This window comes from Anaerostipes hominis (ex Lee et al. 2021) (assembly GCF_002270485.1).
Taxonomy (GTDB): Bacteria; Bacillota; Clostridia; order Lachnospirales; family Lachnospiraceae; genus Anaerostipes; species Anaerostipes hominis.
Genome location: NZ_NQOG01000001.1, coordinates 183,411 through 208,940, shown reverse-complemented (window position 1 = coordinate 208,940; position 25,530 = coordinate 183,411). Strand labels below are relative to the sequence as shown.

Genomic DNA, 25,530 nt, shown 5'->3' with positions numbered 1-25,530 from the left:
ATATGAATTTGATTGTGAATGCGGACAAGAACTGGGGAATCGGCAGGGAAAACCAGCTTTTAGTTCATATACCAAACGACATGAAGATGTTCCGGCAGACTACGACAGGAAAAGTCGTGGTGATGGGAAGGAAGACATTAGAGAGTTTTCCAAACGGCATGCCTCTTCCCAAGAGGACAAATATTGTCATGACGACAGATCAGGATTACGACGGCCGGGGAGCCATTGTGGTCCACAGCGAGGAAGAATTGTTTGAAAAACTTAAAAAATATGCGGATGAAGACATCTTTATCATTGGGGGAGAGAGTATATACCGGATGATGCTTCCTTACTGTGATACGGCTTATGTCACCAGACTCGACTATGCATATGATGCAGATACCTATTTTCCGGATCTTGACGCACTGGAAGGATGGGAGATTGTAAAGGAAAGTGAAGAACAGACTTATTTTGACCTTGAATATGTATTTTTGAAGTATCAGAAACGGAATGACGATTGACAGAAGATTCAAAAAGTTTCATAATAAAACTTAATGAAAAACTACATATAACAGGAAGGAAGAGATAACATGTTAGATATCAAAGTTGAAAAGACACAGTGCCCGAAAGAAAAACCGGGAAAAGATGATCCGCTTCTGTTTGGGACCATTTTTACAGATCACATGTTTGTGATGGACTATGATGAGGAAAAGGGATGGTATGATCCGCGCATCGTTCCCTATGCTGATCTCACATTGTCACCGGCTGCAACGATCTTTCATTACGGACAGGGTGTCTTTGAAGGGCTGAAGGCATATAATTCAGAAAACGGAAATGTGAATTTATTCCGCCCGGACATGAATGCAAAGAGATCTAACCGTTCATCTGACAGGCTGTGTATTCCGGAAATTCCGGAAGAAGACTACATCCAGGCGATTGAGCAGTTAGTTGCTCTGGACAAGGACTGGATTCCATGTGAGCCGGACCATTCTTTATACATCCGTCCGTTTATTATCGGAACAGATCCGTTTTTGGGCCTGAAGACTTCCAGATACTATCAGTTTATTATCATTCTGTCACCGGTAGGGCCTTACTATCCGGAGGGACTGGACCCTGTCAGCATCTGGATCGAAGATGACTACGTAAGAGCTGTACGCGGAGGTATCGGAGAAGCCAAGACCGGGGGCAATTATGCGGCCAGCATTTTATCCCAGGTGAAAGCACATGATGAAGGATATTCCCAGGTACTCTGGCTGGACGGAGTGGAAAGAAAGTATATTGAAGAAGTAGGAGCTATGAATATCTTCTTCAAGATCGCCGGCAAGGTAGTGACTCCGAAGTTAAACGGAAGTATTCTGCCCGGTATCACCAGAGACTCAGTTATAGAGCTCTGCAAAGAGTGGGGATATGAGGTAGAAGAAAAGCGGATTTCCATAGATGAGATCTATGAAGCACACAAAGCAGGGCTCTTGGAAGAAGTCTGGGGAACAGGAACTGCGGCCGTTATCTCACCGGTGGGCAAACTGCGCTGGGGAGATGTGATCATGCAGGTAAAAGACGGAGGAATCGGCGAATTAAGCCATAAACTCTATGACACTGTGAGCGGAATCCAGCTGGGCAGGATTGAAGATACCCATGGATGGATTGTGGAAATCAAATAAATGTTACGGCTGGAAGAGGAACCTCTCTTCCAGTCTTTTTTTTAATTGTAATATTGTATTCTTGAAATGACTTTGGTATAATATAAAAACATGACTAAAAGTCATAAACTCAAATTCATATATTATGAGGAAATGAAAGGAGATTGGACAATGGAAATGTACATTGCGATTGCGGCCGGAATCTTATCTCTGGTTGTTGCATTTGCACTGATGACGAAAGTAAAAGGTGCGGATGAAGGAAATGACCAGATGAAAGAAATTGCCGGAGCGATCAACGAAGGAGCCCATGCATTTCTCAGGGCAGAATACAAGCTGCTTATATTATTTTGTATCGTAGTATTTGTATTGATCGGCCTTGGAATCCAGAGCTGGGTATCAGCAGTATGCTTTTTAGTGGGAGCATGTTTTTCTGCTCTTGCAGGATTTATCGGAATGCATACAGCAACAAAAGCAAACGTAAGAACTGCAGAGGCAGCAAGATCAGGCGGGATGAGCAAAGCTTTATCCATCGCGTTTTCCGGCGGTGCCGTTATGGGACTTACTGTGGTAGGTCTTGGACTGTTCGGTGTTACTATGGTTTACAAGGTGACAGGAGATGTCAGCGTACTGACAGGATTCAGTTTGGGAGCATCCTCTGTGGCATTGTTCGGCCGTGTGGGCGGTGGTATTTATACAAAAGCCGCTGACGTCGGAGCTGACCTTGTAGGTAAAGTAGAAGCAGGTATCCCGGAAGATGATCCGAGAAACCCGGCAGTTATCGCCGACAACGTAGGTGACAATGTAGGTGATGTAGCAGGAATGGGTGCCGACTTATATGAATCATATGTCGGATCTATCGTATCTGCCATTACCATCGGTGTTGTGGCATTCAGCGTAAAAGGGGCTGTTTACCCGCTGATACTCGCAGCGATCGGAATTGCGGCATCTATTCTCGGTGTTATTTTCGTAGTAAATACGAAGAGCCAGAATCCGCACAGGGCACTGGATGGAGGTACATACTTCTCAAGTGTAATCGTTTTGATTGCGGCATTCTTCTTAAGCCGTCAGTTCTTCGGAAACCTGGATACTTTCTGGGCAATCCTTGGCGGTGTCTTGGTTGGTAATATTATCGGTAAATTAACTGAGTTCTACACATCCAGTGACTACGGCGCAGTTAAGAAGATCGCTGATCAGTCTGAGACAGGATCTGCGACAACGATTATTTCAGGACTTGCAGTAGGAATGGAATCCACAGCATTCCCGATCATCTTCATCAGTATCGCGGTTATTGTGGCATATCAGTTCGCAGGTTTATATGGAATTGCTCTCGCAGCGGTAGGTATGCTTTCCACAACAGGTATCACGGTAGCAGTCGATGCTTACGGACCGATTGCCGATAATGCCGGCGGTATTGCAGAGATGGCAGAGTTAGATGAATCTGTGCGTAAGATCACAGATAAGCTTGACGCAGTAGGTAATACAACAGCGGCTATGGGAAAAGGATTTGCCATCGGTTCTGCGGCATTAACCGCATTGGCACTGTTCTCTGCTTATTCACAGGCTGTTGACCTGACAACGATCAACTGTCTGGACCCGAAAGTAATCGTAGGTGTGCTGATCGGCGGAATGCTTCCGTTCTTATTCTCAGCGTTTACTATGCAGTCTGTAGGTAAGACAGCAAACGAAATGATCGTGGAAGTACGCCGTCAGTTCAAAGAGATTCCGGGAATCCTTGAAGGAAAAGGAAAGCCGGATTACAAGAACTGTGTTGAAATTTCCACATCAGCAGCGTTAAAAGAAATGCTTCTTCCGGGTGTTATGGCAATCATTGCCCCATTGATCATCGGTGTTCTTTTAGGAGTGGAAGCTCTCGGCGGATTATTAGTTGGATCTTTGGCATCTGGTGTTATGATGGCGATCTTCATGGCAAATGCCGGAGGAGCCTGGGATAATGCGAAGAAGTATATCGAAGAAGGAAACCACGGCGGAAAAGGCAGTGACGCTCATAAAGCAGCCGTTGTCGGCGACACTGTAGGTGATCCTTTCAAAGATACATCAGGACCGTCTATCAACATTTTGATTAAGCTGATGACGATCGTAGCTTTAGTATTCGCACCATTATTCTTGAGTATCGGCGGAATCTTATAAATGAATTTAAAAATCCATGGAATTATTTGAGGTTATCTCATCTAATTACCATGGATTTTTTATTTCTCAGGAAAGACCTTGTCACGCAAATTTGTCAAGCCCCTCAAAGAATGGGGGCCTAAGCGATGAGACAGGTTTGCACACTTTGTTCTTTTGCCGGGTCAGTTTTCCTTTCCCGTGGATAAAATGCGGCAGCATGATCATACAGGAGATCACCTGTCCGAGGCCGGAGATACCGAATAAAATATAGTACCTGAGATAATCCGAAGTTAGGGAGACAAGCTCTCCGCTGGCACCCAGAAAGGCAGCAATCTGGTCTGAAAACAAAAGCTGAACACTGTCATGGAACCTGAAAAAATCAACACCAGGAATATACTGTTCATAAAAGAGTGCAGAGCCTTCCGGTCATTTCCGCGGCCGATGAAGACGGATGATAAAGCCTACATGAGTGAAATAACAAAGCTGTATACATTGTCCCAGAGATTAAATCTGACTGTATTTTATCAGCAGGGCATTATACATCATAGGAAAAGAGAAGAGACCAAATCCTATATCTTCCTGAAAATACAACAGACAGATACTTTTTAGAATTGCAGATATACAAAGGAAAAGGCAGCGGGAATTGAACCCCACCGCCTTTATGAATGGACGATATCTCTGCTGGATAAGTATCCTTTAAACAAAAGGAGCCATTCAGCGATCGTTTTTTATCACTATTGGAGGAACGCATTTCAAAGCGTGACGGAAATAGTGATGAAAAACTTATGGATTAAGTTCCGCGATCCGACTCACTGCCACGTAGATCTCGCTGATCTTATACCAGGTTGGATAATCTACGACTCCGGTCTGTCCAAGGCCGAATACATTTTGGAATACTCTCACGGCATTGGCCGTCTGCTGTCCGTATGTACCGTCCACCGGTATCGTAGGAATAGAAGGATAGTCCTTTGCGATCCGGTTTAATTGTTCCTGCATCTGACGGACTTTTTCGCCGGTGGAGCCTATGGTCAGATCATAACCCGGCCAGGAGGAAGGAATGCCTGAAATCTGCTCTGCGGTATTGATATACATACTTTCTCCATAGTAATATCTGAGAATTTCGATAGGAGTATATCCTTGATCTCCCAGATACTTAGAACCCCATTGTGTCATCCACTCCGGACAGCTTACCCGTTTGCCGTCACAGTATTGTGTCAGGATCGGCTGGCGCACGTTCGGCCGGGACAGATAACTGGCGAAGATTTCATCCACAATGGTGTTGATGGAATCATATGTTGTCTTTCCATTGATCCATTTGTGGTCATAGGCGGTGGAGGAAGTAATCGTAAAGTCGTGTCCTTTGTTTCTGTACCACTCAGTGTAAACTCTGTTCAGAGTAAAGGACATGATCGCCAGAATGTTGGCCTCCAGGGACGAACGAGGCCATGTGGAGTAAACCTCACAGGCAGCCACATTTTTAATGTAGTCTTTATAGCGCACATAATAGTTTTGGGCGGTCTGGTCAGTAATAGCTCCGTCGTGGACAATGACGAATTCAGGGATCACTACCCGGCTAAGTACGATCTCACCGGATTCATTGACTGGCTTGATCTCATCTTCTGCAATTTTAGGAGGATAATCCCCCCAGAGGGTATGAGGGCCTATGACTATATTATCAAGTGTTGTAGTTGCAGTTTCCAAGGGAACCATGGAAACATTTTGAAGACCGTTTGTATCTGCCAGAATCTGAGCTCCCGAGATCGTTACCGGCTCATAGCCGGGTGCTGTCACATGCAGATTATATTCTGAGTATGGCTGGTTTTCACTCGGGGAAAGACTGTATTCCACTGGAGGAGCATCAAGCGCTACCTCTTCGGTCTGTCCGTTCTGATCAGTGGTTACTTCCTCTAGAACCTGATCGGATTCTCCGGTATAGGAGATAGATATAGTAGCATTCCGCACCGGAACATATCCAATGGTAGAGTTTACTTGAATTTTTAAGTTGCCTTTGTCTGCCATTTAAAAAATCCTTTTTCTTTTACTATATGCCGGCGTGATAAAAATATAACCAGAGTCACTTCTGATGTGTGTTTCCTAGATTTAAGAAATATGATAACATTAGAAAAGAATAGGAAGCAAAAAGAGAAAGAGGTAATCATGGAAAATCAGGAAGAAAAACAGAAGCACAAGAGACGTATCCGGTACAGCGGAACCCATCCTAGAAATTATAAAGAAAAGTATAAGGAACTTCACCCGGAAAAATATCCGGACACGGTTGCAAAAATTATTCAAAAAGGCAGTACGCCTGCCGGCATGCACATTTCTATCTGTGTGAGAGAAATCCTTGAGTTCCTCCAGATCAAACCGGGACAGACCGGTCTGGATGCAACGTTAGGTTATGGAGGGCACACGCTGGAGATGATGAAATGTCTGGAATCGAAAGGACATATGTATGCTCTGGATGTGGATGCCATAGAACTTAAGAAAACTAGAGAACGCCTAGAGAAACTTGGTTACGGACCGGAAATTTTAACGATCCGTCAGCTGAATTTTGCAAAGATTGACGAAATAGCGAAAGAAGCAGGACCATTTGATTTTGTCCTGGCGGATTTAGGCGTCTCGTCCATGCAGATTGACAATCCGGACAGGGGATTTTCCTACAAAACAGAAGGTCCGCTGGATCTGCGCCTAAATCCTGAAAAAGGAGTTTCAGCAGCGGAGAGGCTTAGAAACATCACAAGACAGGAGTTACAGGGGATGCTGATGGAGAATTCAGATGAGCCTTATGCTGACGTGATCGCCCGTGCCGTTGTCTCTAAGATTAAAAAGGGAACAGCCATCGATACGACTACAAAATTGAGGGAAGTGATCGAAGAGGCTCTGGAATTTCTGCCGGAGCATGAGAAGAAGGGAGCCGTGAAGAAAACGTGCCAGAGAACATTTCAGGCTTTGCGGATTGATGTAAATAGTGAGTTTGAAGTTTTGTATGAATTTTTAGAAAAGCTGCCCAATGTACTGGCAAAGGACGGCCGGGCTGCAATCCTGACCTTTCACTCCGGGGAAGACAGACTGGTAAAAAAATCTTTTAAACGTCTGCTGCGGGAAGGGATTTATCAAGAGATTTCAACCGATGTGATCCGTCCGTCGGCAGAAGAATGCAGGATGAACAGCCGTGCACGGTCGACAAAGATGAGATGGGCTATAAAGGCGTAATAAGTTCTATAAGTCAGGAGGATGAAGGGATGATTTATGAGGAAAAAGAACTGGAAATGGAAGGCGTGCTTCAGACAGCCAGACAGATGTGTACTGCTGCCAGAACCGCACCGAAAGCAAGAGGACTGAATGAGTGCTGTGATTGGTGCAATCAGGCAAACTGCCAGGGATGCAGGGAGAACCAAAGCGTCTGTGTATTTGATCCGATGGATCTGGGAATTGCATTGGGCTCGGCAGTCAGCGTGGCGTCCATGAATCATGTGGATAATCGGATCATGTTTTCTGTTGGAAAAGGAGCATTATCATTAGGGATGCTGGGACCGGAAGTGAAGATGATCCTTGGAATTCCGCTGGCGGCAGCAGGAAAGGCACCTTATTTTGACCGCAAATAACTGTTTAAGGGAAGCTGAAGAATGGCTGAAAAATGTTGTATTATTTTGAAAAATATAGTAAAATAGAACAATAGAGTGGTTTGTGTATAAAAGCTATTAATGAATCATTCCCTCTAAGGCAGTCGTTATGATAGGTACTATCAGCATTTATACGATATGAGGGTGCATACAAAAGAAAGGGGTGGGGCAGTGGATTTACAAGTTTTTGAAATTCGGCTAAAAGTATATCTGTTAGAAGATATCCCTGTAGAAGCAGTTCAAAAGAAGACAGCCGCACTGATTGACATTTGTCTGAGCAGAGACGAAGCACTTCAAAAATTTCATGAGGCAAATCAATTTAAAAATTATTCTTTTGGAAATCCATATCCATTAGAAAAGGACAAAATTTATAAAAAGGATAAGGTGTATGTCATAACAATCCGCACCATTGATCCACAGCTTGCAAAAGTATTTTCCGAAAAATTAATTCATGAGCGATCCGATGAGATGCAGGCATTAACCTGCGAAATCAAAATTATCCCCAAAGAAAAGAAAATTATTGATACGATTTATTCTATCTCTCCGGTGATTGTGAAAGCAGAGCGCTACTGGAGGGGTGTTTTTTCTTTACAGGAGTATGAAAAAAGACTGACCGTAAATCTTATAAAAAAATATAATGCCTTCTGCGATACAAAGATAGATGAAGATTTTGAATTCATTCGTATGATTGAGGTCAAAAACAGAACTCCGATCACTGTTTCTTATAAGAAAATAAAACTTTTAGGAGATAAAATTACGTTAAAGGTAGCGGACAATGAATTGTCACAGGAACTGAGTTATATGACTCTGGGAACAGGACTGGGAGAAATAAATGCGCGGGGGGCTGGTTTTGTAAATTACAGGTGGATGTAGGAGGTAGCATTTTGCTTAGAGAGTGTACGGAAATATTCAAGGAACAATTACAGCAAAACAATAATCTGCTGTTCGATTCTTACATACCGGCCAACGGAACATATCTGATCGTGAAGGAAGACGGAACATTATTGGAGCCTGTGGAAATTGAACTCGATAAAAAAAGCGGTCAGATAAACCGCACCAACCGTTATTTCACTAAAATCTGCCAGTATGACTATTACAGCAGGCTGATCGATATGAATAAACCGCAGGACAACAAAAAAATCATTCATTCCAATAATTATCTTTCATTTTTTGTGAAGAAAGAGAGTTTTCAAAACGGAAAACTGGATGCGGAAGCCATTGATCGTTATTTTGATGCGGTCAGCCATCCGGAGCTTAAATATAAGGGACAGACATTGAAGATTTATCAAATGCTGGAAGAAGAAATCGGAGGTGTTCCCAGGGATATAGCAGAAAAGAACCGCATGTGGATAAAAGAGAATATTTTTCAGCTGGATGTGGATCTTTCCAAAAAAGATTATCTGAAAATATTTTTTGAAGCACCGATGGAGCAGTATCAACGGGAAAATGACAGATATCTGGTGCCGAATATTTATAACAGCAATGATTATAATCTGGAGATGAAAGGCGAAGTTTACGGCCTGCCAAATAACAATCTCGGAATGAATGCGAAAAAACCTTTCCTGTCCAGCCGTACGAAAAAAATTGAGGTGCCGTTTCTGCTGAACAAAGAGGAAGTCCTTCTTCAGAAAAAGTTTTTTGATCATCTGATGAACTTTGCCATGGCGGGTAAATCCAATGTATATATCGATACGGATCAAAGGACGATATGTGCGTTCAAAAACAATGAAATCATTGATCGTGATTTTAAGGGATATTATCTGCGGATTCAAAAAGGAAAAGAAGTAGAAATCCACAGCAGCGATATTATTCCAAGTTATCACCCTTCTGTAAGAAGGCCGTTAGTATATCGAAATGCCCTTTCCTATACTCCGAAAGAGCATAAAGAAGGAACCGAATATGGCACTTATTATACGAAAGAGAAGATCCAGAGTCTGCTGGACGCAGTTTTCTTTTCTAAATTTCTGAAGGGCAATTATTTTACGCCCCAGAATAAACTGGGAATGAATGATGGATATATCAAGCGGAATCTCATCATTTCCAGGGAAGCTATTTTTGACTGGCTGTACAAAGATGAAGAGGTGCAGGTCGCAAAGGTTCTGGGAAACGTATCTTTGGATTTAGTACTGGGAGCGTTGAAGGAAGGCTACATTTTTAAGGCCATGGACTGCTTTAATTTGCGCCACTCACTGTTGGAATATTTTTCGGATAAAGGAGAGGATACGATGGAGAATAGAATTAATCAGATAGTGACCGATTTAAAGGCAAAACTGGATGCGAAGGAAACATCTGAAATACAGTCAGATAATGAATACTTTTTTGCCGTCGGACAGCTGGTACAGTATTATATTTCATTAAATAAAGGAAAAAAGAAGACACATGCATTGGTAAATCCGTTTTTAAATGCAAGAACAGATGCAGTCTTAAAAAAGAAACTGGTACAATTTTTCTTGAAATATAATTATGATATCGAAGTATCGAGCAGACGTTTCAATAACCTTTACTGCATGATAACGGAATATGAGCTGAAAGGGCAATTTGAGAAGGATTTGATGATAGCAGGATATTTACACAGCAGTCTGATTTATGTACCAAAGGAGGATAAGTAAATGGATAAAAGAGTATATGGAGTCTTAGGAATTTCTTCAATCATGGCTAACTGGAATGCCGATTTTACCGGATATCCGAAAACCACACAGGATGGAACAACCTTTGGCAGTGACAAGGCACTGAAATATCCAATGAAAAAAATGTGGGACAATGAAGGGAAGAAAGTTCTTTATATCAAATCTATGAAATTTTCCGACGGGAAAAAGGGTGAAGTGACATTGGTTCCAAATTCCCTGAAAGAGCGGTACGAATATTTATATGGTATAGAGGATCTGAAAAAATGTAATGACACAAAGGAAGTGATCACAAACTTATTCCAAGCGGCAGACGTAAAAAATTTTGGAGCAACGTTTGCCGAAGAAAAAAACAATATATCCATCACCGGAGCCGTTCAGTTTGGACAGGGATTCAATAAATATGAGGGAACAAGCCCGGAGGAACAGCAGATTTTATCTCCGTTCAGGGACGGATCGAAAGACAATAAAAAGGAAGAAGCGAAAAACTCTACACTCGGAACAAAAATCGTCAGCAATGAGGCTCATTATTTCTATCCGTTTGTTGTAAATCCTCTGGCATATAAAGAGTTTGTCCAGCTGGGCGTGACTGACGGATACACAGAAGAAGACTATGAGAATTTCAAACGCACGGCGTTAGTTTCAGCCACTGCTTTTGCCACTAACTCAAAAGAAGGTTGCGAAAATGAGTTTGCTCTGTTTGTGGAGACAGATCCGGATTTATATCTTCCGAACCTCTCTGAATATATGACATTTACAAAGGGAGAGGATAAAAACATCATCGCATTTGAAGATACCGCATTTTTAGATGATCTCGCAGACAAAATCAGAAGCGTGGAAATTTACTATAATCCTTATACAACCAAATTAGATTGTGAAATCCAGGGAGCAAAATACTATAATATCATTACACAAAAAGAGGTGTAGCCAATGGAAGTATGCAAGGTTACTCTGAAAGGAAGGACTGCGTTTTTCAAGAAGCCGGATGTGAACAGTTATTATTATTTTACTTATGGCCAGATTCATAAAGTTGTTCTTCTCGGGATCTTTGGAGCCGTACTTGGCTATTCAGGCTATGAATCCATAAAAACAGATAAAAGGAAAAAGCATTCCATGGCAGGACCAGGTTTCCCGGAGTTTTATGAACGGCTCAAAGACTGCAGACTTTCCATCGTGCCGAAAAATGAGAAAGGCTGGATTCCGAAAAAAATCCAATACTTTAATAATTCAGTCGGCTATGCCTCCAAGGAGCAGGGCGGCAATCTGATCATAAAAGAACAATGGCTGGAATCACCGGAGTGGGATATCTATATTCTCCTGGATTGTGAGGAGAGCCGTAAACTCTCTGAAGCTTTGATGGGCAGGCGCTGTGTTTATTCTCCTTATCTCGGGAAGAACGACCATCCTGCGGATCTTTTGCATCCTGAGATTATGGAGGCAGAGGAAATTTCACCGGAAAACAGGCAAATGGATTGTCTGATGCCAAAAGGAAAAGTCACATTTGCATATTTGGATGAAGACGACGATGAGGAAGAGGATTTCTATAAGTATGAGGAAGGACTGCCATATGCATTGGACCCTTTCACAAACCTTTATGTCACAGAGCCGTTTGTTTATACGAACCAATATATAAAAGAATGTGGAGTGCCCTTATACCTGGCAGGAGAAAATATGATTGTGTTTTATTAAAATACCGCCGGAGAGGATTCTGTCTTTGAGCAGAATTCTTTCCGGCGGGTTTTTACATTATTAGGGGGAACAGATATGTATTTTGATAAAGATGTTGTAAAAATAGAGGATCTGATCAAACAACCGGAGCGGTATTTTGCTCACAGGCCAAAGAAAGATGACAGGAAAAAAGAAACATTAAAAGAGCACACCAATCTGGCAGAATCTTATTTTCTAAAGATTTTTGAGGAAAAGAATCTGGAGCACTGCATGGAGGTGTTTGAAAAAAAATATTTTGATCAGATCAGCTGGGACGCGAAGAATCTTTTCAGGAGTATGATATTTGGAATTGTGACCTTTCATGATTTTGGAAAAGTAAATCCTTATTTTCAGAAGGAGAAGATGGATCATGAAATGCCGGAGACTAAAAAGATTTTTTCTAATAGCCATCACTCTTTGATCTCGGCTGTTCTTTATTTTGAATATTTTATGGAAAAAGTATGGGCGCTTGACAAGAGTGATAAGAAGCAGTTGAAGGAGTTCTTATTTCTGAATTCTTATTTGATAGCAAAACACCACAGTGATTTAGACACATTTGCAAATTATCTCAAAAGTTTTGAAGATGAAGATATTTATCATTTGATTGAAATGTTGGAAGATGAAGAAAATCTTGAATTTTATAAAAAGCGATTCAAGTGTTCTCTTGGAAGAGAAAAACTTGGGAAAGCCGCAGGAAATGTAAAAAAGACAGCCCGTGATAAAAAAAGCCGGACCAGGCAGATTCTTTTTTACGCGTATGAACGGCTGATCTATTCTCTGCTGGTTGCCAGTGACCATTATGCTACATCAGAATATATGAGTGGAGTGCAGATCAGGCATTTTGGCGGAATGGAGCATATGGATGAGTTTTGCAGACAATATTATGGGACAGAACTTAATCATGGAATACGAAATTATGAGCAGGAAAAATATTTGGAAGAAAAAGATCTGCAGAAAGAAGAGAATATCAATATTATGCGGACGGAACTTTTTCTGGATGCTGAAAGGGAATTAAAAAAGCATATGGATCAGAACGTTTTCTTCATTGAAGCACCGACCGGAAGCGGGAAGTCGAATTTGGCTGTCAATTTAAGCTTTCAGCTTATGAAGAAAAAATCTCGCATTGGAAAGATATTTTATGTATACCCATTTAATACATTGATTGAGCAAAACCTTGAGTCTATGGAAAAAATATTCGGGGGATCAAAGGTTATGGAGGATATTGCAGTGGTAAATTCCATGAAGCCGATTCCAATGGATCGGGTTAAGTTAAAAACAGATGAGCTTCAATATTATCAGGAAGCACTGCTGAACCGCCAGTTTTTAAATTACCCTATGATCTTAACGACCCATGTCAGCCTGTTTGATACGATGTTCGGGAGCAGAAAAGAAAGTACATTTGGCTTTCATCAGCTGGCAAACAGCGTTCTTGTCTTGGACGAAATCCAGAGTTACCGAAACAGTATCTGGACGGAGATTATTTTATTTTTAAAAGAATTTGCATCATTTCTTAATATGAAAATTATCATAATGTCCGCCACACTGCCGAACCTGGATGTGTTATCTCCGGAACTTGAAAATGCCGTGCCGCTGATCAGGGACAGAGAGAAATTTTTTTCTCATCCGGTTTTTAAAAACAGAGTACATGCGGATTACAGTCTTATGAAAAAAGACTTTACCATGGAAGATCTGCTGGATCATGTATTAAGTCAACAGGAGCTTAAGAAAAAGGTCCTGGTAGAATTTATAAAAAAAGAGTCTGCTTATACATTTTTTCAAATGCTTCAGGAGGATGGACGACTGGAAGTACCGGCTGAACTGCTCACAGGAGATCAGAGCATTCTGGAGAGAAAGCAGGTGCTGAAAAAGATTGATTCCGCAGGGGAGCAGGGCATGATTTTGGTGTCAACCCAGGTGATCGAGGCCGGCGTAGATATTGACATGGATATCGGATATAAAAACTGGTCTAAATTGGACAGTGAGGAGCAGTTTATGGGAAGGATCAACAGGTCCTGTAAAAAGCAAGATGCAGTCGTATACTTCTTTGAAATGGATAATCCGCGGCATATTTACCGGGACGGAGATGCCAGGATAGAAAATCTGGAATATACGCTGGCCAATGAAGAAATGAGAGTGATTCTTTTTGAAAAAGCGTTTCAGAAATATTACGGTTCTGTTTTAGAGGTATTAAAGCAAACCTTTATGGAAAGTACGGGAGATTACGGAATCACAGCATTTTTTGCGACACAGCTCGGTCTCCTGGATCATACTAAGATTGAAAAAAGAATGCAGCTGATTCAGGATGATATGTGGAGCATGTCAGTTTACCTTTGCCGAAAAGTAGAAGAGGAAGATGGGACAGTAATCGATGGAAAGGAAATCTGGGACAAGTACAAAGAACTTTTGTTGGATCAGAAAATGGATTATTCCAAGAAAAAATATGAGCTTTCAGAAGTCAGGAGTAGGATGAACTACTTTACTTATACGATCCAGAAAACAGACTTAATGTACAGTGACAAAATCGGGGAACTCTATATGATTGAGGATGGGGAGAAGTATTTTCAGAATGGAAGACTTGATAAAATGATGCTGGAAGGAAAGGACGGGACACCGGATTTTTTATAGGATGGAGAAAGCATATGGAGATCAATGGGACGTTAATCAATTATTATTTTCACTGTAAACGGCAGTGCTATTTGTTTGGAAACCGGATGAATCTGGAGGATAACAGTGAGGAGGTTAAGATCGGAAAGGCGATTCATGAGCAGAAAGCAGAGCAGGGAAAAAATACAGAACTGGCGATTGAAAACATTAAGCTGGACCGTTTGACAAAAGAATATCTGACAGAGATCAAAAAGTCTGATGCCGACCCGGAAGCGGCAAGATGGCAGATTTTATACTATTTAAAAGTGCTGAAAAGAAACGGGATTATCAGAAAAGGAAAACTTGAATTTGTTGAAAAAAACAAAAAAGAAAAGAAGATTGAGGTTGTGGAGCTGACTCCGGAACTGGAAGAAGAATTGCGGTTGTATGAGGAAAGGATCAAAGAATTGCTGGAAAGTGATCATGTACCGGGTGTGTTAGGAAAGCCAAAGTGTAAAAAATGTGCGTACTATGAGTACTGTTATATCGAGTAGGAGGAGAAGGTATGGGAAGTACAAAATATATTACATCCATGGGAGAATTGACACGAAAAGATAATTCCTTATGTTTCAGAAAAGACGGAAAGAATATTTACATACCCATTGAAAATACAAAAGAAATTTACTGCCTTAATGAGGTATCTATGAATTCAAAACTCTTAGACTTTTTATCACAGAATCATGTGGTTGTACATTTTTTTAACTACTATGAGGGATACAGCGGTACATTTTATCCGAAGCCCCAATATATGAGCGGCAGGCTCTTAATGAAACAGGCAGAGGCTCATCAGACAAAGCGGATAGAAATTGCAAGGGCTATTGTATGCGGAATCGGAGAAAATATCAGGGAGGTTTTATATCATTATTATAAGCACGGCAATGATGAAGTGAAGACAACGATTGATTGGCTTGGAGATGAATTCATCAGACAGGTAAATGAAGCGTCAGATATTAAACAGCTGATGTCAGCGGAAGGGGAAGCATGGCAGAGGTTTTATCAAGATTTTAAAAGCTTTCTTCCAGAAGATTTTGTTATGAACAAAAGAGTAAAACGTCCGCCGGACAATCCTATCAATGCCTTGATTTCCTTTGGAAATACTCTTTTGTATGCGAAGACAATCTCGGCTATTTACCGGACACATCTGGATCAGAGAATCAGTTTCCTGCATGAGCCGTCAGAAGGAAGGTTTTCGCTGAGTCTTGATATGTGTGAAGTGTTCAAACCTGTTATTGTATATCGGACTATTTTTGATCTGGTGAATCGAAAGCAGCTGAAAGTAGAGAAGCATTTTGATAAGAGAGTAAACTATTGTCTCTTAAATGAAGATGGAAGAAAAATATTCATTGAAGCATTTGAGAAGCGAATGGAAACTGCATTCCAGCATCCGAAATTAAAACGAAAGGTAACGTATCGAACTGCCATTAAATTGGATTGCTATAAGCTGATTAAATTTATTTGGGAGGATAAGGAATTCCGGCCATTTAGTCTGAAGGAGAAGATGTAGATGAAAAAGAAGATGAATTACAACTATGCTTTTGTATTTTACGATGTAAATGAAAAACGAGTGCAGAAGGTGTTTAAAGTCTGTAAAAAGTATCTGACCCATTTTCAAAAATCTGTATTCCGGGGAGAAATGTCCCCTTCTAAACTGATTAGGCTCAGGAATGATCTTAAAAAAGTATTGGATGAAGATGAGGATTTTGTCTGCATTATTAAGCTGATGAATGATAATGTATTTGGGGAGGAGATCTTGGGTAATCCGGAAGATAATGTGGGAGAAAGTTTGATACTGTGAAGATTTTTCATTAACTTTCATCAGTTTTTAACAGGTATTTATCGAACAACAAAAAGTTTTTGAAAAGCTGTTTTTTGCTTGGCAGACTAGTTCACTCCAATGAAGATTAGGTTTGATGTGGAAATGAACTAGTCTGTCTGAAAGGTATAATATATGAGAAGATCGGTGGATCGAGCTGTTGAGGATGCTATTAAACTAGTCTTGAGAATGGTTTTAATTCCACAATAAGGAAGGTCGTTTCCCAACCATATTTATATTAAAACTGAAAAAAGCGTGATTTTATGCGGGTTAGGAGGACATATGGGAGAAAATTGAAATTTCAGGGCGGAGGTTGGGAAAATATTTAAAAAATGTTGAAAAATAAGGGTTTATAGGGTATGATAAAAAATAGAAATGGCTTAAAAGCGTTGGATAAATAAAAACATTAGATGTATTGAAATCTTATTTTGCTCAGATGCTGCTTCCCTCTATTCGATAAATAAAAACATTAGATGTATTGAAATTGATATTGAATTTCTGTGACCTCTTCCTTCGGTGGGATAAATAAAAACATTAGATGTATTGAAATCGGATGAGGAGATGGCAAGGTTTGACCGGATCAAGATAAATAAAAACATTAGATGTATTGAAATAAATATAAGATTGGGGAATATACAGACTTAGCCCTGATAAATAAAAACATTAGATGTATTGAAATTTTATATAGTCCTGCGCTACTTCCAGTTTTCTTTCGATAAATAAAAACATTAGATGTATTGAAATAGTCTTTGCATATCAACCTTGTGATCTGCTCCGGGATAAATAAAAACATTAGATGTATTGAAATTTTTTAGTTAGATTTATACCTAATATAAAGTCTGGATAAATAAAAACATTAGATGTATTGAAATTATTAGCGACGGTGACGGAAACCCAACACAGCGATAAATAAAAACATTAGATGTATTGAAATTATTGATGTACTTTTGTCAACTACTTTTTAGTGTTGATAAATAAAAACATTAGATGTATTGAAATCTCCTCTCTTACATAAAATTTTTTACATTTTTATCTTTAAGATATAAGTGAAGGATTTTTTCTGGAATTTGTTGAAAAAACAGGATGATTGTAGTAAAATAGTAGATAGAATGGTTGAGGATTTAGGGATTATAATATAGATATGATGAACAAAAATGTCTTTCATAGATATGGGGACCAATCCGTTTCAAAATGGGATAAGAAAAAGAATAGCAAATTCATTAGAATAGCTGACTATAGCTGTTCTTATAAGCATGTTTTGCATAGAAATAATTAGACAGAAGTTGTAAATATACAATTTCTGTCTTTTCCTTTTGTTAATAAGGGGGATGAGAGTCAGTTCAACAAAAATCGGGCATAGTATTTATAACTTAATTCTTAGTAATGTAGAAATGTATTTGTATGAAACGAAAATGTAAATATTAAACAAAAAGGAGAAACAGCTATTATAACAACGCTGAGTATTGATTATGAGATTTCTAGTATTTTATCGAAATGAAACACCTTTACATATGGGAACAGGAACTGAATTAGGGGTTGTTGACCTTCCTATACAAAGAGAAAAGCACACTGGATTTCCTAAGGGAGAGGCATCGAGTATCAAAGGGAATTTTAGAAGTATCAGTGAATATAAAGACTATTTTGGTAAAGAGAGCGATAGTGATTCGGATCAGGGAGAGCCAGGAAAGATTTGCTTTACAGACGCCAGAATCCTCTTTCTTCCTGTAAAAAGTAGTGGTAAAGAGTTATTTGTATGGGTGACCTGCCCATTTGTTTTAAATAGGTTTCTAAATGAGATTGATGGATCTAAAAGGTTTGAGAACCTAACAAACAAGTTCAGAGAATGGGAAGAAACACTTGATGATAATAAAATAATTATGATAGGTAAAAATGAAGATCCAGGAGACAAAAAAATACTGGAAGATTTTGAATTTCAAGTTCAGGAAAATAAGAAATTAAAATTTCCTTCGGATTTTATCGTTTCAGAGAAAGATAAGTATCTAAGAAATAAAATACAAAATGATATTTACATGGTCAGCAATGATATGTTTTCCTATTTTTGTGAATTCAGTACAGAGGTGATTACCCGAATTAAAATTGGAGATAGCGGAGTCGTACAGGATGGCGGACTGTTTACAGAAGAATTTTTGCCGGAACAGACTGTACTATATAATTTTGTAGAAGATATGCAGAACTGTGATAAAAATTCTTTTGCTAAGACAATATTGGAGGAACAGGGGAAAGAAATAAAGGAAGCAGAATCAAACAAATACCCTAGAGTTGAGGGAATGATTCAACTTGGCGGAGATACGACAATAGGAAAGGGAATTACTTCTTTCGTGGCGATTAAGACAGAGGAGGGTAAGTAAGTTGAAAACAGAAAAGGAATGTTTGACTTATATAATGGACTGCATGAAAGAATTTAGTAGTTCGGATATAAATCTCCTCAAAAAAATACCAGCTTATGTCTATAAATTTGGACTGGATTATACGATGGAGTTTTTGTTTACAAAGAGGTCAGAAAATGATTCTGAGAGACATATTTTCCAGTTCATATACTATTATTTGTTTGGTGAAGGAGGGATGAATAAAGATCAATGTAAATTTCCCGCTGATAACGAAAGCTATGCTGAGTGTGTAAGAGATACAATGAAATTATGTAAAACTGCAATCTTGATGTCTGTTCATCCTGAAAGCAATAATGCCAATAAAAAATGTAATGACCAACTAAAAGGGAAAGAATACATGACTAGAATTGAGCATACAGAGCAAGAGCTTTTGGATATTCAAAATCCATATCTACATTATTATTTTACTAGTTCCAAAAAAGATTTGATTGTCAGAACTCCTAATATACCTAAAGAGTATATTCATCATAAAAAAAATAAAATACAGTCAATATATTCAAAAGAAAAATGGCATACTTTAAACTTTCCTTTGCAAAGATTTGGAGAAAGCAGAATGCTGATTGGGACAGGTCAAACAATCAAGAAAGAGTTATATTTTCATATGAATTTTTTATATGGTATCCCTGAGCTGCCAGCGACAGCAATCAAAGGAGTCTTCCGTTCCTTTTGTGAACAAGATGGGCACATATCTGAAGCAAAAATCAAAAATTGGTTTGGCGATGAAGACAATGAAGGACAAATTATATTTTTAACGGCTACCCCGGATCAATACACAATCAAAAAGGATATCATTTCTAATCAATATGGTAATTATTATCAGCAATCACAAACTGGGAAAAAAATGAATTTTCCAACACTACAAAAACCAAATTTGGTAAATTTCTATGCAGTAGAAATTAAAGATATGACGATACAAATGATAATTGGAAAAGACAATAGGGATAAAGATGATATAGAAAAAGCATTTCTTGAGTGTATTCAAGTATGTAATTTTGGGGCAAAAGGGGCGGTTGGTTATGGCTATCTTGAAAAAAAGAATTAAGTTAGAATTAATAACGGCTATGGGGACACATGGTGCTAATAAAAAGGAATTAGAATTTCGTATTACAGAGTTAAAGTCTGCCATGAGATTTTGGTGGAGAGCTGTACAGTGCTTTGATTCCGCAGAAGAGTTGTATCGTAAAGAATCAGCGTTGTTTGGAAGTTTAGGTAGAAAGGCTCCGGTCAGCATACGTCAATATAAATTTGATAGACCAAATGCGCAATCCGTTAATTTAGGAAAAGGGGGAACTGTAGATTTCTTCGAGGAAGGAGAAGTGATTGAAATTGAGTTGCTTTCCCATGACTCTGAGAAATTAGATAAATACTTGCAAATTTTAAAACTGACCTCTTATCTTGGAGGAATCGGACAAAGAAGCCGGAAGGGGTATGGAGCCTTTAAGGTTATTGAAAATAATGATGCTGCACCAAAAGAAAAAGATATAATTGAGATACTGAAGCAATTAATCATCAGTATTACTGGTGAAGACCATATAAAACAGTTAAATAAAGGGCAAAATATTATTTTTAATTGTAACGACCCTAACTATTTATGTCTGGAAAAGATTAGGATTGGCAGAGAAAGAAAATTGAAGAAATTCTATAAAGATGTAAAGAAATGTATCCATGAGACGGCCAATACAAAAGAATATTTATTAAATGCATCTTGTTATGGCAGCGAAGATTCAAAAGTAATACCGATAGTCAGTGAATTTAGAGTAAAGAGATATAACAATTTTGTCAGGAATTATTGTCAAACATACATTAAGTATTTAATAGAGGGGTAATTATGGGAGAAAAGTTACTGTTGGTATCAGTCAGCGGTGTTCAAGAATACATTAGTCGTGCCAAAAAGACTGCAGATCTTTACGGAAGCAGTCAGAGAGTCATTAAGCAGATTTTATGGATTAAAAAAAGAATTCAAAGAGAGTTTGAATCCTGCGAATTATTGCTGGGTGAGGGTGTTGTCGGAGATCCTCCGAATTTTTTTATTGCTAAATTACAGACAGACAAAACTTCTGAAGAAGTAGAAAAACAGATTTTAGATGTATTGATGAAAGAAGGAGAGAGATGTTCTGAAGATCTGCCATGTTTTATTACCGTATGTTCTATGAAAGAGAATTATCAGGAGACATATAAATTTTTGTACCGAAAATTTCAAGCGTATAAAAATAATAGGCTGAACGCATTTTTGCCGAAACAAGAATCTGAAGAACAAGTGACATCCCATATTTGTAGTATTTGTGGAATTCGGTTAGCTGACGCTCTAGTTGATGAAGAGTATTTGTGCAACGAATGCCGTAACAAAAGAAAAGAAGGAAAACGCATTGCATTTCCATCAACAGAGAACTTTGGTTCTCTATATTACGCACTAGTACGAATTGATATCGATGATATGGGGATGTACATCTCAGGGGAAAAAGGATGGGAGAGGGATGAAGAATTACATAATTATCAGAAAAAAATAAGTCGGGCAGCAAATGAATTTTTCATAAAAGAGAAAGAGTTCATTAACCAAGAGGTGAAAAAAGTAACAGAGAACGAGAACGCTGTGATCTATGCCGGGGGAGATGACATGCTCTTTTTTTGTCCTGTTTTTTGTATAGAGGATATTACAAAGAAGCTAGAGTCAGACTGGATTGAAATGTGTGATTCAGGGATGACATTTTCTAAAAGTATTATAGTTGCACACTGCAAGGAGCCGCTTCGATATGTTCTGAAAAAGTCCAGAGAGAGCATGCAACAAGTAAAACAACATTATAGAAAAGACGGAAAAGGGGGATGCTGTTTCTCTGTTTTATATAGAGGCAGTGGTTCAAGAATGATTTTTGTAAAAGGCGATAGAATGCAGAATCATTTTTACAGCCTGATTTCCGCGTTTTGCAGGCATCAGTTTTCAAGAAGTGTTATTTTTCAAATGGAAGAGGAATTCATGGGCTGGGGAGAAAACTTTGGTGTGGATGAATATACAGATTTAAGATTCATCATGAATAATGAGACAAAAAGGATTGTGGCAAGGAAAAGCGAGGGAAAGAGCTCTGAGGAAAAACAAGAATTAACTGATTTGTTAATTAATCTTAGAAATGATGTTACAAAAGAAGCCAAAGATGGATTTTGCATAGACTTTAATGCTTATTTTGATCTGATGCATATAGCAGAGAAATTAGCATCTTTCAGTGAAAAATAGGAGGAATGGGATGGGGATCATTACAGTAAAAATAGAACCGTGGGATACAGTTATGTTTCGGGATGGGACTTTATTGGATAAAAAAACTTCTAATTATGTAGAAAGCAGATTTTTTCCGTATCCCTCTGTTTTTTATGGTGCAATATGCACGAGTTTGATGGAAAATGGATATTTGAATGAGGTTCATAAAACTCTTATAGAAAGAAATACGACAATACTGGAAGATGTTTTAAAAGAGAATTTAAAAATCAGACAGATATATTTAGAGATGGAGAATGAAATTTATCTTCCTGCTCCAAGAGATCTTATGGTAAATGAGGATGGTGACATACGGGATAGTAATTTTCAAAAGGGATTGCTTTATACGAATCCTCAGCTTCAAGAAAAAGTCAAACCAGCTTCGGGAAAATATATCAGTTTATATGAATTTATGACTTGCTATGATATATCTGAAAAAGAAGAAATTTATTTAAAAAATCAACAAGAGTTTGCAGGTGAATATCAAAAGACAGGAATAGAATTGGAAGATAATAAGAAGATAGCAAAAAAAGAACATCTATATTTTACAACAATGAGAGATTATACATATAAGAATACTTGCTTTCTTATCGAGGCAGAGATGCATGATGAAATATCAAAGGGATTTAGAGCGAATATTTTATTAGGGGGAGAGGCCAGGATGGCCAGGCTAGAATTATTTTTGGGGTCATTGGACGAGTATCATAAAGATGTTAGAGAATATAACAAAAAGAAAAGCAGCAGTGAAAACTTAAAATTAATCTTTACCACACCGTTTATTATGAAGAATGAGAAAAGTCTGGAGAGTGTATTAAAAGAAAAAGGAATTTCGGTCTTGTCAAAGATTATAGGAAAACCAGAGACAGCCGGAGGATGGGATATGGCAAAGAATAAGCCCAAAGAATTGAAAAAAGTCATCCCAGAAGGAAGTTTATATCTGTTAAAAAGCACCCAATTTAAATCTAATACGAATGAACAAAACAAAAAATTATTATCGGAGATACTGTCGGATGTAATTGTTCAAAAGCATCGAGGATTTGGAAGTTTTATACTGGGAAATGAGGAGGCTGTCTATGACTGATTTTGAAAATAGATGGAGACAAGCTCAGGAAAAATGCGATGTATATGTCATGTGTTCTACACTAAATCAAATTGTAAACTATCTGCCGGTAGAAAATTTAAAAAATAGGGAAAATAAATCTTTAGAAATTATAAATTTAACTTATGAAGACGGGGAAAATAAACGATTTTCAAATAAGATGTGGGACGAAAATTTTTCTTCAGTTTATCACCACAGATATGAGGAAAGGCCATGGATTGACTCTGATGATATAAAATTGCCTAGAAGATTTAAGTGTGAAGATTATATTAGAAAAATTGAAAATTGTATTGAGGACAAAAAAAATAAAAACTTTATTTGGAATGTCACGGGAGGACAGAGAAATATATTATTTACCGCAATGAAATATATAGAGGATAATGCCGATACAAGTTCAAATCATACAGTTATGTACTTAGAGGGAAATACCCAGAAGATTACTGTTGGCTATTATGATACAAATGAGTGGAAATTTGGAGCTGTAAACAATAGTTATAGAAGCGATACAATAGATTTACACAACCTGTTTCGTCTGGCAGGATACGAAACGGATATCAGTGATGCTGTATTTATTCATGAAGGAAAAAACGAAGGAGATTTTTTAAATCTGCTGAAGGCTTATTCTAATTTTTATTCCAAACTATATGAAGTAAATGAAGAAGTACGGAAAAAGTTAATCGAGTCAAATAAGTGGAATAAGAAAGAAAATAATGCAAATGAGTTTTTTAAATTGCTTGACGGTATAAACCATAAGGGTAAAGTAACTGATGATATTGAGATAATAAAAGAGTCGTTAAATAATAGAAGCAATTATCTTTTTGGATATTTTCTGGAATATATGGCGGCAGCAGTGATTTGGAATGCGGTACAAGAAATATCAAAGCCAGATGCAGATTTTTTTCAGAGTTTATCCCATAGTGTAAAAGTATACAAAAATGATTGGAATGGGAAAGAAAAATTTTGTGAATTGGATCTTGTCTTATTGCTGAGATCAGGACAAACAGTTGTTTTTGAATGTAAATCTGGGTTTATGTCAGCAGAAAACGCAAAGTCACGGGAGTATACAGCTTATGCGCTAGGCGGTGTATATGGAAAACCTATATTGATAACACCACTGAGCAAGCGTGAAGCAGTAGAAGGTGTAAAGTCTGATGGATATGAAAATATAATAAAGGCATATTCATCTGCACGCCGGGCCGGATTGGAAGTTTTTCATTTGGATACTCTTAAAGAGGATTTAAAGGATTTGTTCAAAGATGCACTGTGAGAAAAAGGGGGTGAATATTATGAGCATTAAAAACAGAGCAAATGCAGTTTGGTGTATAGCAAATACGCCAGTTTGTGCAGGGTCAGGCGAAGGAGATTTTAGAGCGGACTGCAATATCCAAAGAAATGATGATTTCCCTAAAATAGATGCAGGGACGTTCAAAGGAAGTCTGCTCTATAAAATGGACGGTAAGCTAAAAAAAATAATTCAAAATAAATCACCGGAGCAGGCAAAACTTTCTTTTTCAGATTTAAGGCTGCTGTTTTTTTCGGTTCAATCGTCACATGGGATTTACAGGCTTTTAACAAGTGTAAACTGTTTAGAACAATTCTTTTTAGAAATTTCATGGAACGAATATGAATGTGATGATGTTTCCCAAGAATTGAAGGGACTGAAAAGGCGGGTTGTAGATGGTGTGATATGTCAGTGGTCTCATCACGATGATACAGAATGGATTGGAGGATATAAATTACAGGCTGTTAACTATAAAGATAATGTGATAAAGGATCTTTTAAGAAAGCTTGGACTTTCCCAAACAGTGATCAAACATATTGGAATCGTATCTGATAAAGATTTTAGATATTTTACTAGATATCATACAGAGATTATTACTCGCAACAGACTCGAAAATCAGGCACTGTTTACAGAAGAATATTTGCCGGAAGGAAGTATTTTGTATGGATTTATTTGTGAATTCAAGGATCTTGTCAGACCAGTAAAAGCACCTGTGCTTCCTCAAATTTCTAGATGGATTGAAACGAATGAAAAAGAAGGTAAAGTATATCAGATTGGAAGAAATCTTAATACTGGAAAAGGAAGTGTGACAATCAGTGAAATGAAAAGGGAGGAAGTAAAGAATGGAAAACCACTTTGTAGATCTAAATCGTCGTAGGGCATTGGCTTCCTATAATGCAATCAACGACCTCATAGAACATATTGAGGAATCAAAAGATCTTGGAGATCCAAAAGTACAGGAAAGTATAAAAAGCAAAAAAGAGCAATTAAGAACCATCTGCAGAAAACTTCCAGTTCTTATGAGGGATAATGGATTTATCACTACTTTTGCTTTTTTAAAAGGAAAAGGGACGTCTTCAATAGAACAGAAAATATTTGAGCAATCAATGAAATGGATTTCATTTGTCTTTTCAATTCCAAAAGAGGCGGACAACGCATTTACCTACATAATCGATGAAGTTAGTCAAAAAGAATATATGATGATATCCAGGGAGATAATTAAATATTTTGTTTGGTTAAAGAGACATGCTGAAATGGAAGTAAAAAGAGACATTACAACAATAAGCTGTACACAAAATGATGAATAAGAATTTGAAAAATAATGATTCGTCATTAATTTGG

Annotated in this window: 23 protein-coding genes and 1 CRISPR repeat array; of the genes, 21 read left to right on the top strand and 2 right to left on the bottom strand. The window is 38.3% G+C overall.

Annotated elements, in window-relative coordinates:
* Positions 1 to 2 precede the first annotated feature (2 nt).
* The 3 genes from CI597_RS01060 (at position 3) to CI597_RS01050 (ending at position 3,767) form a co-directional block, all read left to right on the top strand.
* Positions 3 to 500: a dihydrofolate reductase gene (locus CI597_RS01060; RefSeq protein WP_024726729.1), complete on the top strand. Its 498-nt coding sequence runs from the start codon at positions 3 to 5 to the stop codon at positions 498 to 500.
* 69 nt (positions 501 to 569) lie between these two features.
* Positions 570 to 1,640, top strand: a complete 1,071-nt coding sequence (locus CI597_RS01055; RefSeq protein ID WP_024726730.1) for a branched-chain amino acid aminotransferase — start codon at positions 570 to 572, stop codon at positions 1,638 to 1,640.
* 150 nt (positions 1,641 to 1,790) lie between these two features.
* Complete coding sequence (locus tag CI597_RS01050) at positions 1,791 to 3,767, top strand: sodium-translocating pyrophosphatase (RefSeq protein ID WP_024726731.1); 1,977 nt, start codon at positions 1,791 to 1,793, stop codon at positions 3,765 to 3,767.
* Between the two features lie 81 nt (positions 3,768 to 3,848).
* On the opposite strand, the gene CI597_RS18300 is transcribed toward CI597_RS01050, so the two are convergent.
* Both CI597_RS18300 and CI597_RS01035 read right to left on the bottom strand, forming a co-directional pair.
* The gene (locus CI597_RS18300) at positions 3,849 to 4,094 is read right to left on the bottom strand and encodes a hypothetical protein (protein ID WP_024726732.1); all 246 of its coding nucleotides are present in this window, start codon (positions 4,092 to 4,094) and stop codon (positions 3,849 to 3,851) included.
* Positions 4,095 to 4,529: 435 nt separating this feature from the next.
* Complete coding sequence (locus CI597_RS01035) at positions 4,530 to 5,765, bottom strand: peptidoglycan-binding protein (RefSeq protein WP_024726734.1); 1,236 nt, start codon at positions 5,763 to 5,765, stop codon at positions 4,530 to 4,532.
* A gap of 138 nt (positions 5,766 to 5,903) precedes the next feature.
* On the opposite strand from CI597_RS01035, the gene rsmH reads away from it, so the two are divergent.
* From rsmH to cmr5, 18 genes are all read left to right on the top strand, one after another.
* Positions 5,904 to 6,959 (top strand): 16S rRNA (cytosine(1402)-N(4))-methyltransferase RsmH, encoded by a 1,056-nt coding sequence (gene rsmH, locus CI597_RS01030; RefSeq protein WP_024726735.1) that lies wholly within the window; start codon positions 5,904 to 5,906, stop codon positions 6,957 to 6,959.
* A 29-nt stretch (positions 6,960 to 6,988) separates the two neighbouring features.
* A complete protein-coding gene (locus CI597_RS01025; RefSeq protein WP_024726736.1) occupies positions 6,989 to 7,351 on the top strand; it encodes a ferredoxin domain-containing protein in 363 nt (120 codons plus the stop codon).
* Between the two features lie 189 nt (positions 7,352 to 7,540).
* Positions 7,541 to 8,242: a CRISPR-associated endoribonuclease Cas6 gene (cas6, locus tag CI597_RS01020; protein ID WP_095142870.1), complete on the top strand. Its 702-nt coding sequence runs from the start codon at positions 7,541 to 7,543 to the stop codon at positions 8,240 to 8,242.
* Between the two features lie 11 nt (positions 8,243 to 8,253).
* Positions 8,254 to 9,978 (top strand): hypothetical protein, encoded by a 1,725-nt coding sequence (locus CI597_RS01015; protein ID WP_024726737.1) that lies wholly within the window; start codon positions 8,254 to 8,256, stop codon positions 9,976 to 9,978.
* On the top strand, positions 9,979 to 10,920 hold the full coding sequence (locus CI597_RS01010) for a type I CRISPR-associated protein Cas7 (protein ID WP_024726738.1): 942 nt from the start codon (positions 9,979 to 9,981) through the stop codon (positions 10,918 to 10,920).
* 3 nt (positions 10,921 to 10,923) lie between these two features.
* Entirely contained in the window at positions 10,924 to 11,682 is a 759-nt protein-coding gene (gene cas5b, locus CI597_RS01005; protein ID WP_024726739.1) for a type I-B CRISPR-associated protein Cas5b, read from the top strand.
* 75 nt (positions 11,683 to 11,757) lie between these two features.
* Entirely contained in the window at positions 11,758 to 14,325 is a 2,568-nt protein-coding gene (locus tag CI597_RS01000) for a CRISPR-associated helicase/endonuclease Cas3 (protein ID WP_095142858.1), read from the top strand.
* A 14-nt stretch (positions 14,326 to 14,339) separates the two neighbouring features.
* Positions 14,340 to 14,837: a CRISPR-associated protein Cas4 gene (locus tag CI597_RS00995; protein ID WP_024726740.1), complete on the top strand. Its 498-nt coding sequence runs from the start codon at positions 14,340 to 14,342 to the stop codon at positions 14,835 to 14,837.
* A gap of 11 nt (positions 14,838 to 14,848) precedes the next feature.
* Positions 14,849 to 15,847, top strand: a complete 999-nt coding sequence (gene cas1b / locus CI597_RS00990; RefSeq protein WP_024726741.1) for a type I-B CRISPR-associated endonuclease Cas1b — start codon at positions 14,849 to 14,851, stop codon at positions 15,845 to 15,847.
* Complete coding sequence (gene cas2, locus CI597_RS00985; protein WP_024726742.1) at positions 15,848 to 16,138, top strand: CRISPR-associated endonuclease Cas2; 291 nt, start codon at positions 15,848 to 15,850, stop codon at positions 16,136 to 16,138.
* A 410-nt stretch (positions 16,139 to 16,548) separates the two neighbouring features.
* Positions 16,549 to 17,155: a CRISPR direct-repeat array (repeat unit 30 nt; unit sequence GATAAATAAAAACATTAGATGTATTGAAAT).
* Between the two features lie 470 nt (positions 17,156 to 17,625).
* Positions 17,626 to 18,525, top strand: a complete 900-nt coding sequence (gene cmr4 / locus CI597_RS00980) for a type III-B CRISPR module RAMP protein Cmr4 (protein ID WP_095142857.1) — start codon at positions 17,626 to 17,628, stop codon at positions 18,523 to 18,525.
* A 1-nt stretch (position 18,526) separates the two neighbouring features.
* Positions 18,527 to 19,606 carry a type III-B CRISPR module RAMP protein Cmr6 gene (cmr6, locus tag CI597_RS00975; RefSeq protein ID WP_024726743.1) on the top strand — a complete coding sequence of 360 codons (1,080 nt, stop codon included), beginning with the start codon at positions 18,527 to 18,529 and terminating at the stop codon, positions 19,604 to 19,606.
* On the top strand, positions 19,581 to 20,390 hold the full coding sequence (cmr1, locus tag CI597_RS00970) for a type III-B CRISPR module RAMP protein Cmr1 (protein WP_024726744.1): 810 nt from the start codon (positions 19,581 to 19,583) through the stop codon (positions 20,388 to 20,390). Before cmr6 ends, cmr1 begins: the two co-directional genes overlap by 26 nt.
* Positions 20,391 to 20,392: 2 nt before the next feature.
* Positions 20,393 to 21,790: a Cas10/Cmr2 second palm domain-containing protein gene (locus tag CI597_RS00965; RefSeq protein WP_024726745.1), complete on the top strand. Its 1,398-nt coding sequence runs from the start codon at positions 20,393 to 20,395 to the stop codon at positions 21,788 to 21,790.
* A 10-nt stretch (positions 21,791 to 21,800) separates the two neighbouring features.
* Positions 21,801 to 22,889: a type III-B CRISPR module-associated protein Cmr3 gene (gene cmr3 / locus CI597_RS00960; RefSeq protein ID WP_024726746.1), complete on the top strand. Its 1,089-nt coding sequence runs from the start codon at positions 21,801 to 21,803 to the stop codon at positions 22,887 to 22,889.
* Positions 22,882 to 24,174 (top strand): hypothetical protein, encoded by a 1,293-nt coding sequence (locus CI597_RS00955; RefSeq protein WP_024726747.1) that lies wholly within the window; start codon positions 22,882 to 22,884, stop codon positions 24,172 to 24,174. Before cmr3 ends, CI597_RS00955 begins: the two co-directional genes overlap by 8 nt.
* Positions 24,175 to 24,193: 19 nt before the next feature.
* Positions 24,194 to 25,066 carry a CRISPR-associated protein gene (locus CI597_RS00950; RefSeq protein ID WP_235824513.1) on the top strand — a complete coding sequence of 291 codons (873 nt, stop codon included), beginning with the start codon at positions 24,194 to 24,196 and terminating at the stop codon, positions 25,064 to 25,066.
* Complete coding sequence (gene cmr5 / locus CI597_RS00945; RefSeq protein WP_024726749.1) at positions 25,032 to 25,496, top strand: type III-B CRISPR module-associated protein Cmr5; 465 nt, start codon at positions 25,032 to 25,034, stop codon at positions 25,494 to 25,496. Before CI597_RS00950 ends, cmr5 begins: the two co-directional genes overlap by 35 nt.
* Positions 25,497 to 25,530 lie beyond the last annotated feature (34 nt).

What these genes read in the sequence shown, in the direction of transcription:
- CI597_RS01060 (WP_024726729.1), top strand. Translation starts at nt 3, where the DNA reads ATGAATTTGATTGTGAATGCGGACAAGAACTGGGGAATCGGCAGGGAA.
- CI597_RS01055 (WP_024726730.1), top strand. Translation starts at nt 570, where the DNA reads ATGTTAGATATCAAAGTTGAAAAGACACAGTGCCCGAAAGAAAAACCG.
- CI597_RS01050 (WP_024726731.1), top strand. Translation starts at nt 1,791, where the DNA reads ATGGAAATGTACATTGCGATTGCGGCCGGAATCTTATCTCTGGTTGTT.
- CI597_RS01035 (WP_024726734.1), bottom strand. Translation starts at nt 5,765, where the DNA reads ATGGCAGACAAAGGCAACTTAAAAATTCAAGTAAACTCTACCATTGGA.
- rsmH (WP_024726735.1), top strand. Translation starts at nt 5,904, where the DNA reads ATGGAAAATCAGGAAGAAAAACAGAAGCACAAGAGACGTATCCGGTAC.
- CI597_RS01025 (WP_024726736.1), top strand. Translation starts at nt 6,989, where the DNA reads ATGATTTATGAGGAAAAAGAACTGGAAATGGAAGGCGTGCTTCAGACA.
- CI597_RS01010 (WP_024726738.1), top strand. Translation starts at nt 9,979, where the DNA reads ATGGATAAAAGAGTATATGGAGTCTTAGGAATTTCTTCAATCATGGCT.
- cas5b (WP_024726739.1), top strand. Translation starts at nt 10,924, where the DNA reads ATGGAAGTATGCAAGGTTACTCTGAAAGGAAGGACTGCGTTTTTCAAG.
- CI597_RS01000 (WP_095142858.1), top strand. Translation starts at nt 11,758, where the DNA reads ATGTATTTTGATAAAGATGTTGTAAAAATAGAGGATCTGATCAAACAA.
- CI597_RS00995 (WP_024726740.1), top strand. Translation starts at nt 14,340, where the DNA reads ATGGAGATCAATGGGACGTTAATCAATTATTATTTTCACTGTAAACGG.
- cas1b (WP_024726741.1), top strand. Translation starts at nt 14,849, where the DNA reads ATGGGAAGTACAAAATATATTACATCCATGGGAGAATTGACACGAAAA.
- cas2 (WP_024726742.1), top strand. Translation starts at nt 15,848, where the DNA reads ATGAAAAAGAAGATGAATTACAACTATGCTTTTGTATTTTACGATGTA.
- cmr4 (WP_095142857.1), top strand. Translation starts at nt 17,626, where the DNA reads ATGAGATTTCTAGTATTTTATCGAAATGAAACACCTTTACATATGGGA.
- cmr1 (WP_024726744.1), top strand. Translation starts at nt 19,581, where the DNA reads ATGGCTATCTTGAAAAAAAGAATTAAGTTAGAATTAATAACGGCTATG.
- CI597_RS00965 (WP_024726745.1), top strand. Translation starts at nt 20,393, where the DNA reads ATGGGAGAAAAGTTACTGTTGGTATCAGTCAGCGGTGTTCAAGAATAC.
- cmr3 (WP_024726746.1), top strand. Translation starts at nt 21,801, where the DNA reads ATGGGGATCATTACAGTAAAAATAGAACCGTGGGATACAGTTATGTTT.
- CI597_RS00955 (WP_024726747.1), top strand. Translation starts at nt 22,882, where the DNA reads ATGACTGATTTTGAAAATAGATGGAGACAAGCTCAGGAAAAATGCGAT.
- CI597_RS00950 (WP_235824513.1), top strand. Translation starts at nt 24,194, where the DNA reads ATGAGCATTAAAAACAGAGCAAATGCAGTTTGGTGTATAGCAAATACG.
- cmr5 (WP_024726749.1), top strand. Translation starts at nt 25,032, where the DNA reads ATGGAAAACCACTTTGTAGATCTAAATCGTCGTAGGGCATTGGCTTCC.